The sequence below is a fragment of the Cryobacterium sp. genome (assembly GCF_025463825.1).
GTDB lineage: Bacteria > Actinomycetota > Actinomycetes > Actinomycetales > Microbacteriaceae > Cryobacterium.
This window is the reverse complement of sequence record NZ_JAODBG010000012.1, coordinates 48,328-60,351: the sequence shown is the minus strand read 5'-3', so window position 1 is coordinate 60,351 and position 12,024 is coordinate 48,328. Positions and strand designations below refer to the sequence as shown.

At 68.9% G+C, this 12,024-nt stretch carries 11 protein-coding genes and 1 rRNA gene; 7 read left to right on the top strand and 5 right to left on the bottom strand.

The window, feature by feature from the left end:
* Positions 1 to 348 (bottom strand): 16S ribosomal RNA (locus JWP54_RS01655); the annotation flags it as partial.
* A 569-nt stretch (positions 349 to 917) separates the two neighbouring features.
* Between JWP54_RS01655 and JWP54_RS01650 the strand changes: the two genes are divergently transcribed.
* Both JWP54_RS01650 and JWP54_RS01645 read left to right on the top strand, forming a co-directional pair.
* Positions 918 to 2,471 (top strand): NAD(P)/FAD-dependent oxidoreductase, encoded by a 1,554-nt coding sequence (locus JWP54_RS01650; RefSeq protein WP_297366444.1) that lies wholly within the window; start codon positions 918 to 920, stop codon positions 2,469 to 2,471.
* A gap of 71 nt (positions 2,472 to 2,542) precedes the next feature.
* Positions 2,543 to 3,103 (top strand): SRPBCC domain-containing protein, encoded by a 561-nt coding sequence (locus JWP54_RS01645; protein WP_297366443.1) that lies wholly within the window; start codon positions 2,543 to 2,545, stop codon positions 3,101 to 3,103.
* 33 nt (positions 3,104 to 3,136) lie between these two features.
* Here JWP54_RS01645 and JWP54_RS01640 read toward each other — a convergent pair whose 3' ends face one another.
* The 4 genes from JWP54_RS01640 to JWP54_RS01625 all read right to left on the bottom strand — a co-directional run bounded on the left by JWP54_RS01640 (position 3,137) and on the right by JWP54_RS01625 (position 6,470).
* The gene (locus tag JWP54_RS01640) at positions 3,137 to 3,715 is read right to left on the bottom strand and encodes a thioesterase family protein (RefSeq protein ID WP_297366442.1); all 579 of its coding nucleotides are present in this window, start codon (positions 3,713 to 3,715) and stop codon (positions 3,137 to 3,139) included.
* Positions 3,716 to 3,776: 61 nt separating this feature from the next.
* Positions 3,777 to 4,523, bottom strand: coding sequence for a purine-nucleoside phosphorylase (locus JWP54_RS01635; protein ID WP_297366441.1), 747 nt, complete (start codon positions 4,521 to 4,523; stop codon positions 3,777 to 3,779).
* Between the two features lie 93 nt (positions 4,524 to 4,616).
* On the bottom strand, positions 4,617 to 5,714 hold the full coding sequence (locus JWP54_RS01630; RefSeq protein ID WP_297366440.1) for an alpha/beta hydrolase: 1,098 nt from the start codon (positions 5,712 to 5,714) through the stop codon (positions 4,617 to 4,619).
* A gap of 216 nt (positions 5,715 to 5,930) precedes the next feature.
* The gene (locus JWP54_RS01625; RefSeq protein ID WP_297366439.1) at positions 5,931 to 6,470 is read right to left on the bottom strand and encodes a YbhB/YbcL family Raf kinase inhibitor-like protein; all 540 of its coding nucleotides are present in this window, start codon (positions 6,468 to 6,470) and stop codon (positions 5,931 to 5,933) included.
* A 91-nt stretch (positions 6,471 to 6,561) separates the two neighbouring features.
* On the opposite strand from JWP54_RS01625, the gene JWP54_RS01620 reads away from it, so the two are divergent.
* The 5 genes from JWP54_RS01620 (at position 6,562) to JWP54_RS01600 (ending at position 11,968) form a co-directional block, all read left to right on the top strand.
* Complete coding sequence (locus JWP54_RS01620) at positions 6,562 to 7,461, top strand: rhodanese-related sulfurtransferase (RefSeq protein WP_297366438.1); 900 nt, start codon at positions 6,562 to 6,564, stop codon at positions 7,459 to 7,461.
* A gap of 188 nt (positions 7,462 to 7,649) precedes the next feature.
* Entirely contained in the window at positions 7,650 to 8,921 is a 1,272-nt protein-coding gene (locus JWP54_RS01615) for an MFS transporter (protein ID WP_297366437.1), read from the top strand.
* A complete protein-coding gene (locus JWP54_RS01610; protein ID WP_297366436.1) occupies positions 8,911 to 10,137 on the top strand; it encodes a cysteine desulfurase-like protein in 1,227 nt (408 codons plus the stop codon). Before JWP54_RS01615 ends, JWP54_RS01610 begins: the two co-directional genes overlap by 11 nt.
* Before the next feature lie 95 nt (positions 10,138 to 10,232).
* Positions 10,233 to 11,135: an ATP-binding cassette domain-containing protein gene (locus tag JWP54_RS01605; RefSeq protein ID WP_297366435.1), complete on the top strand. Its 903-nt coding sequence runs from the start codon at positions 10,233 to 10,235 to the stop codon at positions 11,133 to 11,135.
* The gene (locus JWP54_RS01600) at positions 11,132 to 11,968 is read left to right on the top strand and encodes an ABC transporter permease (RefSeq protein WP_297366434.1); all 837 of its coding nucleotides are present in this window, start codon (positions 11,132 to 11,134) and stop codon (positions 11,966 to 11,968) included. Before JWP54_RS01605 ends, JWP54_RS01600 begins: the two co-directional genes overlap by 4 nt.
* The last annotated feature ends 56 nt before the right edge of the window (positions 11,969 to 12,024 follow it).

The following is a 12,024-nucleotide window of genomic DNA, read 5'->3' as shown; positions in this document are numbered from 1 at the left end:
GCCTCCCGTAGGAGTCTGGGCCGTGTCTCAGTCCCAGTGTGGCCGGTCACCCTCTCAGGCCGGCTACCCGTCGTCGCCTTGGTGAGCCATTACCTCACCAACTAGCTGATAGGCCGCGAGTCCATCCCAAACCGAAATTCTTTCCAACTCCTAGCCATGCGGCTGAAGCTCGTATCCGGTATTAGACACCGTTTCCAGTGCTTATCCCAGAGTTTGGGGCAGGTTACTCACGTGTTACTCACCCGTTCGCCACTGATCAAAGAAGCAAGCTCCTCATCACCGTTCGACTTGCATGTGTTAAGCACGCCGCCAGCGTTCGTCCTGAGCCAGGATCAAACTCTCCGTAAATGTTTAATAGCCTCACACGACCCTTCGACAAGCTCAGGGACCGCACGGGCACATCTAGTGTGTCCAGCCGCCGGAATAGGCGAACAGAACACAAGTTTGAAACTGACAGAACAAATCATTACTGACTTGCTTTGTTGTTTAAATGTTTTCCAAAGGAATCTCCTGGCCCTTCACCGCTAGAAACGGATCCAAACCACGAGGTTTTTGGCATTTGACATTGTGCACGCTGTTGAGTTCTCAAGGATCGGACGCACCCGACTTCAGGCCGATAAGGCTGTCGCTCCGGGGCACTTCGATGTTGTTTCTTGTTGTCCGCCTGGTTTCCAATTACTGGATTCGAAGCGAACTTCATCAAGCTGTGCAAAGCGAAGAATCGCTTTCTTTTCTGCTTGGAGTTGGTCCCGCTTGAGGCCGGAAGCTCTGCGGCTTTTCCGAACCTGTGGGGTGACGAGAGATGACTATACGTGGGTTTCGGAGGCCCTCGCAAATCACCTATGCATCCCGGGCGTGTCGGCCTCGCGGAGCTAGGGTCGAAGCACCAGCATCGCCGCTATCCGGAAGGCTTCCCCATGGAAACGACAGCCGACATCGTGATCGTCGGAGGGGGCCACAACGGCCTGACCGCCGCCGCCTACCTGGCCCGGGCGGGCAAGAGCGTGCTGCTCCTCGAGCGCGATGATCACGTGGGCGGCGCTGCCGTCTCGGCCACGGCATTCGCCGGGGTGGATGCGCGGCTGTCCCGCTACTCCTATCTGGTGAGCCTGCTGCCGGCGCGCATCATCGACGAGCTCGGCCTGGACATCGCGCTGGCCCGGCGGCGGTACTCCTCCTACACGCCGGACCCCGCGGATCCCACGCACGGCCTGCTGGTGGATTCCGGCGACGCCGACGCCACGCGCGCCTCCTTCGAGCGGATCGGGGCAGGGGGCGACATCGACGCCTGGGTCGCGCTCAGCACGGACCTCTCCCGCCTGGCACAAGCACTCTTCCCCTCGGTGTGCGAACCGCTGCCCACCCGCTGCGAGGCCCGCCGATTGCTGGGCGACAATGAGCTCTGGGCCGAACTCATTGAACGGCCCCTCGGGGACCTGCTCACCCGGCGCTTCGGCAACGACGTGGTGCGCGGGATCGTGGCCACCGACGGCCTGATCGGCACGTTCACCTCGGTGCACGACGCGTCCCTCGGCGCGAACGTGTGTTTTCTGTATCACTCCATCGGCAATGGCACCGGGGACTGGGATGTGCCTCTCGGCGGAATGGGGGCGCTGACCGGTGAGCTGGAGCGGGTGGCCAGGGGCGCCGGCGCGCGCATCTTGACCGGCGCGGAAGTGACCGGCATCAGCCCCGACGGCAGCGTTCGCTACCGGGTGGGTGCCGACGAACAGACCGTCACCGGCGGGTATGTCCTGGCGAACGTGGCGCCATGGGTGCTGCAGGGTCTGCTTGGAGACCCGCCAGGCGAGAAGCCGGAGGGCGCCCAGGTGAAGGTGAACCTGCTGCTCTCCCGGTTGCCGCGGTTGCGGGACGCCACCGTCTCCCCCGAGGCGGCGTTCGGCGGCACCTTCCACATCAACGAAACCCTGTCCCAGCTGGAGACCGCTTACGACGAGGCGAAGGCCGGACGGATCCCCGGCACCCTGGCCTGCGAGATCTACTGCCATTCCCTGACCGATCCAAGCATCCTCTCCCCCGACCTGATCGTCGCCGGCGCCCATACCCTCACGGTGTTCGGCCTGCACACACCGGACCGGCTCGCCCGGCCCGACAACACCGCCACCCGGGCAGCGCTGCAGGCCGCCGTGCTCGCCTCCCTCAATTCGGTGCTCGCCGAGCCCGTCGAGAGCCTGCTGATGACGGATGCCGCCGGCGCGCCCTGTATCGAGACCAAGACCACCGCCGACCTGGAGGACGCGTTGAACCTGCCCGGCGGCGACATCTTCCACGGTCGGCTGTCCTGGCCGTTCCTCGAGGACGACGAGGCCGTTCGGACCCCCGCCGAGCGCTGGGGGGTCGCCACCGCGCACCCCCGGATCCTGCTCTGCGGCGCCGCCGCGCGCCGCGGTGGCGGCGTCAGTGGGATCGGCGGCCACAACGCGGCGATGGCGGTTCTCGAGGCGGAGTGATCTCTGGCGGCGGCCGCCAAGAAGGCATAGCCTCAGAGAAAGGCTCGTGTTCACTCACCGTGGAGGTCACAATGCCCAGCCAGCCCGCCCCGGGTCCATCAGACATCGCTCATGCCACCGGGAGGTTTGCCCACCGGGCCGACGGGCTGTACCTGCTCTTCGACCGGATTTTCACAGCGGCCCCCGAGTACATCTGGGAGGGCCTGACCAAACCGGAGGCCCTGCACGCCTGGATCGGCACCTACACCGGCTCCCCGCTGACCGGGGCCGTGCGCTTTCGGATGGAGTCCAAGAACGACTCGGAATGGGAGTACGTGAGCATCCTCGAATGCGTCGCTCCCGCCCGCCTGGCGCTGGACATCGGCGAGGGCGAGGACGCCTGGCGGGTGCTCGCGCACCTGAGCGAGGGTTCGGGCAAGACCGTGCTGACCTTCGGGCTGCGACTGGATTCCCCGAGCGAAGCCGCCACCTTCGGCCCGGTCTGGGACTACTACCTGGACCGGCTCGTCGCCAACCGCACGCACCGCCCGATGCCGGCGTTCGGCCGGTACTACCCCGCTTTGAAGGCCCACTACCAGGACCTGATCGTGCCTCGGCGGGTGCATCCGCTCGAAAGCACCGATTCGCTCTGAGCTGCTCCCGGACGCCGCCGCTCCCGGAGGCCGCTACTCCCAGATGCTGGGCGCGGGCGCCCGGGTGGCCGGCATGGCCACGTCGGCGCTCCAGTCCAGCAGCCAGGCCGGCACCGTGACGCCGTCCGGCACGGCGCCGACGGCATCGGCGAGTTCCTCGATGGTGACGACACCGCCGGTGCGCTTGAGGAAGCGCCCGCGGATGAACCCCCGAGCGTAGACCTCGACCTCGCCGGGAACGGCATCCGGACCCTCGACGGGACGCACGAAACGCTGCTCGACGTAGACCGCCTTCTCATCGAAGCCCAGGATGCGCGACTCCACGGTGAACCGCTGGCCGATGGTGAGGGACTTGCGGAAGCTGATGGTTTCGGACACCACCACCGGGTACCAGCCCTTGGCCTGGAAGATGGCCCAGATGCCGGTGCGGTGCAGCATGTCGAACCGGGCAATGTCCATGATCGACAGGTACACGCCGTTGTTCATGTGCCGCAGGATGTCCTGGTCGGTTGGCAGGGTGATAAACCGGGTGCGTGCGACGTCGTAGTGCCCGAGCCGGGGCCCGAAGCGCGACAGCAGGGAGTGGAGCAGGGTTCGAAAGAACATGTGCACCCGCTGATGCTAGCGGGCGCCGGGGCGATCGCGCAGCGTGCTTCTTGCGTCGGATGAGCCCTCAGTCGAACTCGGGCAGGGCGACGAGAGCGTCGAGGGTGACCGAGACGGCGCGGGCCACACCGTCGGCCACCACGCTGCGATGCGGGTCGTAACCGGTGCCGTCAACGAGGTCGTCGGCGTTGGCCCCGTCGATGACGAGGCCGCCACCGGCCCGCACGCCGCGGGTGGAGGCGAGCACCAGCAGGGCGGAGAGCTCCATCTCGATGGCGAGCACGCCGAGCGTGACGTAGCCGGCCTGCTTGAGGTCGACGATCCCGGGGCGGAACGCCGCCCGGGTCCAGACAACGCCACGGTGGTGTGGCGCGCCGTGGTGCCGGGCCGCCGCCGCCAGTGCGAGCACCACCTCTGGCGCCGAGGCGGCCGGGTAGCTCTCCGGCACGAGCTGATGGGTGACGCCGTCGTCCCGCACGCAGGACTCGGCGATGATGAGGTCGCCGTCCCCGATGCCGCCCAACAGTGCGCCGGCCGTGCCGAGCCGGATGACGGTGGCCACGCCCGCATCCATCAGCTCCTGGAAAAGGCAGAGGGCCCCGGGGGCGCCCACGCCGTGGGAGGCGACCACGACCGGGGTCCCGTTCCATTCGCCCACGAACGAGCGGTACTCCCGTCGGTGGGCGACCTCCCGCACGTTGGCGAGCTGACGGGAGATGCTTTCGGCGCGGAACGGGTCGCCGACCACGAGAGCACGGCTGGGCAGCCCCGCGCGGGGCAGCCCGGTGACCGGAAACGGGTCGGCCTGGCTCATCGCGCTCCTCTGCTGGCGCAGCCCGGTGGCCCGGCCGCTACCGGACTTGTCTACCATGCGCCGGTCGGCCGCAGGGCCGAGGCGCAGGTCGCGCTAGGCCAGGGCGGGCTCAGCAGCAGAGGCGGGCCCTGCCAGCGCGGCCGCCGCCAGGCCCTGCGCCGCGGCCGGCAGCGCGGCCACGGAGCGCACGAACGAACCCAGCCGCTGGTAGACCTCCTGCGATTCGGGGTGCCGGGCATCCTGCTGCCAGGTGTGCCGGGTGTTGGTCCGGTGGCGCCCGTAGATCACCGTGTCGACGAGCACCGACCGGCGACGCAGCGCCTCGATGAAGTTGAGGTTGGCCCGGTAGAAGTAGTCCCGCTCCGAGGTGGTGATGAACACCGGCGGGAAGCCCTTGTCGAGCCACTCGATCGGCGAGAGGAACTTGGCAGCGTCGCGCAGGGACATGCCGCGGCTTCGCTCGGGCAGCAGCATCCTCAGGAAGTTGAGGCTGAGCACGAACCCACGCTCGAACATCACCGAGAAGTCGGCAATGCTGCAGTGCTGGACGAGACCGCGCAGATGCGCCGGCTCGATCTGGAGGTCGATGTCGTAGTGCTCGGCGAGGGCCTGGTCGCTGGCCGCGGCCGTGAGCAACGCCGCGATGTGACCGCCGGCCGAGTCGCCGCCGATGACGATGCGGGTCGGGTCGCCGCCGTAGTCGACGATGTTGCGCTTGACCCAGGTGAGCACCGCATTGGCGTCGTGCAGCATGTGGCCGATCTTGAACCGGGTGGCCATCCGGTAGTTCGCGTTGACCACCACCATGCCCTCGACCGCCTGACTGGCGGCGTACTTGGTGAGCGGTGCTTTGTCGCCGGAGGTCCAGCCGCCGCCGTGGAAGTAGATGTACACCGGCAACGGATCGCCGGCGGCGTGGGCGTCCGTGTCGTCGTGCGGCACGAGAACGTCGAGGCGGTGGTCCCGGATTCCGTCGCCCACGTAGTCGAGGTCGAAATGGTAGTCGACGGCGTCGATCGGGTCGGAATTGAACTTGTGCAGCTCCCCCGGTGCGACGCGGGTCATGATGGCCTTCCAGAGCCAGACCGGCACCCTCGCCAGCCCGGTTTCCCGGTGGGTGAGGTGGGCATCCGCTGCGGGGCCCGCGGCCGGATCGAACGTGTCGCTGGAGTGCGGTGTCTTCTGGAACATGGTGCCTTACTGCCGATGTGGCGCTGCCGGACGCGGCCAGGTTCTGCCGAGCTGGCGCTGGTAGCGCTTGCATCGTTTTACGGCCGCCAGACGAAGATAGGCGTCGTACTTTGAGATGACCTGAGAATCCCTCATCTCGTTCGGCACTGGCGTTGCGCGGGGGAGGCGCCGCTCGCGCTCCGTGTAATCCGGGCCGGCCGGGGGCGCGTCGACGGGCTAGGCGGCCGCGCCGCCGGCCACCCCGGTGGCCTCGAGCACGCCGCGGGCCAGGGTGTTGAAGTGCACGGTGAAGCCGAGCACGGCCGGGGTGGCCTGCGGGTCGACGTCGAGGCTGGCCACACTCAGGGCGTGCACCACGAACTGGTAACGGTGTGTGCCCGTTCCGGGAGGCGGGCCTGCACCGATGAAGGACGGCTGGCGGGCCTCGTTGGGCATCACGATCGCGCCGGCGGGCAGCAACGGCGAGTTCTCCACGCCGGCCCCGGTGGGCAGGCTGTCGACGTGCGCGGGAATATCGAAGAGCGCCCAGTGCCAGTAACCGGAGCCGGTCGGGGCGTCCGGGTCGTACACGGTGAGAGCGAAACTCTGGGTCTCGGCCGGGAACCCGCTCCACTGCAGGTCGGGTGAGACGTTCGCGCCGCCGGCACCGGTACCGTACTGGGCCGCGGCCAGCGGGCCGCCGTCGGTCATCACCGAACTGGTCAGGCTGAACTGGGGCACCTCGCCGAAACGGGCGAAGGGATCGATCGTTGTCATGCACACTCCATGGGACTGGTGGCGGTCTGGTTGGCCCAGCCTACGGTGGCCGCTGCCGAGCACGATTGCACCCGCGCCATAAAATGGACGGATGGCCATTCCGAAGATCCTGCTCTACTACGTCTTCACCCCCTTGGGCGACCCGGACGCCATCCGCCTGTGGCAGCGCGACCTTTGCGAGGCACTGGGCCTGCGCGGCCGCATCCTGATCTCGAAGGACGGCCTCAACGGCACCCTCGGCGGCGACCTGCCCGCACTCAAGCGCTACGTGCGCAAGACCCGCCAGTACCCGGCATTCGCCGGCATCGACTTCAAGTGGAGCGAAGGCACCGGCATCGACGAGTCCGGTGCGAGCGCGGACTTCCCCCGCCTGGTCGTGAAGGTGCGCGACGAGATCGTGAGCTTCGGCGCCCCCGACACCCTCACCGTGGACGCCGGCGGCGTCGTGGGCGGCGGCACCCGACTGGCCCCGGCCGAGCTGCACCAGCTCGTGGCCGAGCGGGGCGACGACGTGGTCTTCTTCGACGGCCGCAACGCGTTCGAGGCCGAGATCGGCCGGTTCCGCGGCGCCGTCGTGCCGGATGTCGCCAACACCCGGGAGTTCGCGGCCGAACTCGACAGCGGCAAGTACGACCACCTCAAAGGCCAGCCGGTGGTGACCTACTGCACCGGCGGCATCCGTTGCGAAGTGCTCAGCTCGCTGATGCGGGACCGCGGCTTCGGCGAGGTCTACCAACTCGAGGGCGGAATCGTGCGCTACGGCGAGGCCTACGGCGATGACGGACTCTGGGACGGCTCTCTCTACGTCTTCGACCAGCGGATGTCGGTGGACTTCAGCAATCACGCCGCGGTGCTCGGTCACTGCCGAGTCTGCGGCCAGGGCACCAAGAACATGCTCAATTGCCGCGACCTCTCCTGCCGCGAACAGCTCGTGGTCTGTCCGGACTGTGTGGCCATGGCAGCCCCGTCCTGCGCGGCGCACCCGGCGTAGACGGCCCGCTCCCGGGCCGGGCCGGTTCCCGGGCCGGGCCGGTTCCCGGGCCCATCGCCCTCACGCACACAGTAGTTGCTTGCGCACTTACCTAGCGTGTGCAATCATTTAGACCGCGCCTGCAACTACCAGCGTGAGCACGCAATGTGGATGCCCAAATTGCGCCCCCGAACCGTGAAGGAACCAGCATGCCCATTGGATTGATCGCACTCGCCCTCGGCGGCTTCGGGATCGGCCTGACGGAATTCGTCATCGCCGGCCTGCTGCCCGAGGTGGCCGCCGACTTCGCTGTGAGCGAGGCCGCCGCGGGCTGGCTCATCTCCGGTTATGCCCTGAGCGTCGCCGTCGGCGCGATCCTGCTCACCGCCGCCATGACCCGGCTGCCCCGCACGCACGTGCTCGTGGGCCTGATGGTGCTCTTTATCATCGGCAACCTGGTCTCGGCCCTCGCCCCGACTTACTCGATCATGCTGCTCGGCCGCGTCATCGCCGCCCTCTGCCACGGCGCCTTCTTCGGCATCGGTGCCGTCGTCGCGGCCGGCCTGGTGCCGCAGAGCAAGAAGTCCGGCGCCATCGCCATCATGTTCACCGGCCTCACCCTCGCCAACGTGCTCGGCGTGCCATTCGGCACGTTCATCGGCCAGAGCTTCGGCTGGCGGGCCACCTTCTGGGCCATCACCGTGATCGGTGTGATCGCCCTGGCCGGCATTGTGGCGCTCGTGCCGCAGGCCACCGACGACACCGCGCACGTGAGCAACCTTCGCGGGGAGCTGCGCGCATTCCGCTCGAGCCAGGTCTGGTTCTCGCTGGTGGTGACGGTCCTCGGCTTCGGCGGCATGTTCGGTGCCTTCACCTACATCGCGTACACCCTCACCGAGGTGAGCGGGTTCGGCAGCGCGGCCGTGCCGTGGCTGCTCGTGGTCTTCGGTGCCGGCCTGTTCGTCGGCAACATCCTCGGCGGCAGGGCCGCCGACCGACGCCTGGACCCCACCCTGGTGGTGCTCCTGATCGGGCTCGCCGTCGTGATGGCCCTCTTCGCCCTGACCGCCGCGAACCCCCTCGCCACCGTGATCGCGCTGGTCCTCATGGGCGGCTTCGGCTTCGGCACCGTGCCGGGCCTGCAGACCCGCATCATGCTCTATGCCGACAGCGCGCCCACCCTGGCCTCCAGCGCCAACATCGCCGCCTTCAACGTGGGCAACGCCCTCGGCGCCTGGATCGGCGGCATCACCATCAGCCTGGGCCTCGGCTACACCTCGCCGCTCTGGACGGGCGCGGCGATCACCGCCGCCGCCGCGCTCGTGATGATCCTCGCCGCCACCCGCCGCAGCGTGCTCCCGGCGAGCGCGCCGCTGGTGGAAGCGCCCGGGCAACCTGATTGGCCGGGCCGCCCCGCCGGGCGGCCCGGGCGGAACGAAGCCGGATCGCTTTCGATGCTTGGATGTCAGGGTGACCTATGACGTCGAGGCGATCCGCGCCCACTTCCCCGCCCTGTCCGCCGGCTCCACGCACTTCGACAGCCCCGGCGGCACGCAGACCCCGCGCGCCGTCGGCCAGGCCATCTACGACGTGCTCACCGGGCCGCTGTCGATCCGCGGCCGCCGCAGCCCCTCCGAGCGCAATGCCGACGACGCGGTCACCGAGTTCCGGGCCGCGATGGCCGACCTGCTCGGCGCCGACCCGCTCGGCATCGTCTACGGTCGAAGCGCCACCCAGCTGACCTACGACTTCTCCCGCCACCTCTCCCGGGGATGGGCCCCGGGCGACGAGGTCGTGGTGTCCCGGCTCGACCATGACGCCAATATCCGCCCGTGGGTGCAGGCCGCCGCCGCCGCCGGCGCGACCGTGGTGTGGGTCGACTTCGACCCGGCCACCGGCGAGCTGCCCGCGGCCGCCGTCGCCGCGGTTCTCACCGACCGCACCCGCCTGGTGGCCGCCACGGCTGCCTCCAATCTGATCGGCACCCGACCATCGATCGCCGAAATCGCCACCGTGGTGCATGCCGCCGGCGCCCTCTTGTTCGTCGACGGCGTGCACTACACGGCCCACGCCTACGTGGACCTCGCCGCGCTCGGTGCCGACTTCTTCGTCTGCTCGCCCTACAAATTCTTCGGGCCGCACTGCGGCGTGCTGGCGGCCGACCCGGCATTGTTGGCCGGCATCCGCCCGGACAAGCTGCTGCCGTCGACGGATGTGGTGCCGGAGCGCTTCGAGCTCGGCACGCTGCCCTACGAGACCCTCGCGGGTGTCCGCGCCGCCGTCGACTTCCTCGCCGGGCTCGGTGACCTCGCCACCGGCGTGCCGTCGCGGCCGACCGTCAGCCGCCGCGAGCGCCTTCGGGTCTCGCAGCGCCTGGTCGAGGCGCACGAGGATGCGCTGCGCGAACGGCTGGAGACCGGCCTGGCCGCCCTGCCCGGCGTGACCGTCTACTCCCGGGCCGCCGAGCGCACCGCCACGGTGCTGGTGGGATTCCACGGCCGGCCGGCCGCCGCCGCGGCCGAGCAGCTGGCCGAACGCGGCATCCTCGCGCCCGCCGGCTCCTTCTACGCGTTGGAAGCATCCCGCCACCTCGGGCTGGGCGATGACGGCGCACTGCGCGTCGGCCTGGCCCCGTACAGCACTCCGGCCGAGATCGACGCGCTGCTGGACGGCATCGCCGCGTTCATCGCCGGCTGACCTGAATCGCCGCTGTTTCCGCCGGCGGCCAGCGAAATGCCCGCGGACCGGCCACTCTTTCGAATAAACTGACGCAAGCGACAGAGGGGACACGGATGCCAACCGGCGCTGTCATCGAATTCAGGAACATCACCAAGAGGTTCGGCCAGACCACGGCCGTCACAGACCTCTCCTTCACCGTCGAACCCGGCCGGGTCACCGGCTTCCTGGGGCCCAACGGCGCCGGTAAGACCACCACCCTGCGGATGCTGCTCGGCCTGGTGGCGCCGACCTCCGGAACCGCTACCTTCGGCGGACTGCGCTACCGGGACCTGTCCCAACCGCTCGGCACTGTCGGGGCAGCCCTGGAGGCCGCCAGCTTCCACAGCGGCCGCACCGCCGCCCGGCACCTGGCCGCGTACACCCTGGCCGCGGGGCTCCCGCGCACCAGGGTTGCCGAGGTGCTGCGCACTGTGGGCCTGGCCGATCACGCGGACCAGCGCGTCGGCGGATACTCCCTTGGCATGCGCCAACGCCTGAGCCTGGCCTACTCGCTACTGGGCGACCCCGGCGTGCTGGTGCTCGACGAACCGATCAACGGCCTCGACCCAGAGGGCATCAAGTGGATTCGCGGGTTCCTCAGCAGCATGGCCGCCGAGGGACGCACCGTGCTGGTGAGTTCGCACCTGCTCAGCGAGGTGCAGCAGAGCGTCGACGACGTCATCATCATCGCCAAGGGCGAACTCGTGCACTCCGGTCCGCTGTCGAGCCTGGACACCAACGTCGCACCACAGGTCATCGTGGACTCCCCGAACCGGGACGCCCTCGTCACCGCCCTCACCGACGCGGGCCTGGCCTTCACGTCCGGTCGCACCGGCCTGATCGTGGCGGTGCCGGATCCGGGCCAGGTGGGACACATCGCCTTCGCCGCCGGCGTCGAGTTGAGCGTCCTGCACCGGCAGAAGGCGGGCCTGGAAGACTCCTTCCTCGCCCTCGTCGACGGAGGGGACTCCCTGTGAACCCGATCCTGCGCCCGGTGGCCGCCGAATTCAGCAAGATATTCAGCACCCGCATCTGGTGGATCCTCGCCCTCGTGCTGTTCGGCTACATCGCGCTGATCGCCGGCGGCCTGGCCGCCTTCCTGGGCGGTGTGGAGAACGGCTCCATCAGCCCGGATGCCGTCAACTCCGGCGGCGGTGCAGACCTGTCCACCCTGGGCGACCTGCCGCCGCTGATCTACAGCTTCGCGGCTTCCGTCGGCTACGTTTTCCCGGTGCTCCTGGGCGCCCTGGCCACCACGGGCGAGTTCCGCCACCAGACCCTCACGCCCACCTTCCTGGCCACCCCGAAGCGGGGCCGGGTCCTCAGCGCCAAGATCATCAGCATGTTCACCGTGGGTGCCGGCCTCGGCCTGGTCGGGCTGGCGGCATCCGCCGGCCTCGGCGCGCTGGTGCTGAACGGATTCGGGATCGACCCGATGCTCGCCGACGGTGAGACCTGGGCGCTGATCGGGCGCACCGTGCTCGCGATGGCGCTGTGGGCTGTGATCGGCGTCGGCCTGGGCGTGCTGGTGCCCAGCCAGGTCGCCTCGATCGTGATCGTGCTCGCCTTCACCCAGTTCGTCGAGCCGCTGTTGCGCTTCGCGTCCGCCGTCACCCAGATCACCGCCGACATCGGCAAGTTCCTGCCCGGCGCAGCCTCGGACGCCCTCGTCGGGGCGAGCTTCTTCACCCTCGCCAGTCCCGGCGGTGCGGTGCTGGAGAGCTGGCAGGGTGGCCTGGTGCTGCTGGCCTACGGGCTGCTGGCCACAGCGGGCGGCTACTTCACCAGTTGGAAGCGAGACGTCACCTAACCCTTGAGGGAGGCATCCGCCGGGCAGAAAGGCCCGGTGCCCGGCCGGCTCCTGGA

What these genes read in the sequence shown, in the direction of transcription:
- JWP54_RS01650 (WP_297366444.1), top strand. Translation starts at nt 918, where the DNA reads ATGGAAACGACAGCCGACATCGTGATCGTCGGAGGGGGCCACAACGGC.
- JWP54_RS01645 (WP_297366443.1), top strand. Translation starts at nt 2,543, where the DNA reads ATGCCCAGCCAGCCCGCCCCGGGTCCATCAGACATCGCTCATGCCACC.
- JWP54_RS01635 (WP_297366441.1), bottom strand. Translation starts at nt 4,523, where the DNA reads ATGAGCCAGGCCGACCCGTTTCCGGTCACCGGGCTGCCCCGCGCGGGG.
- JWP54_RS01630 (WP_297366440.1), bottom strand. Translation starts at nt 5,714, where the DNA reads ATGTTCCAGAAGACACCGCACTCCAGCGACACGTTCGATCCGGCCGCG.
- JWP54_RS01625 (WP_297366439.1), bottom strand. Translation starts at nt 6,470, where the DNA reads ATGACAACGATCGATCCCTTCGCCCGTTTCGGCGAGGTGCCCCAGTTC.
- JWP54_RS01620 (WP_297366438.1), top strand. Translation starts at nt 6,562, where the DNA reads ATGGCCATTCCGAAGATCCTGCTCTACTACGTCTTCACCCCCTTGGGC.
- JWP54_RS01615 (WP_297366437.1), top strand. Translation starts at nt 7,650, where the DNA reads ATGCCCATTGGATTGATCGCACTCGCCCTCGGCGGCTTCGGGATCGGC.
- JWP54_RS01605 (WP_297366435.1), top strand. Translation starts at nt 10,233, where the DNA reads ATGCCAACCGGCGCTGTCATCGAATTCAGGAACATCACCAAGAGGTTC.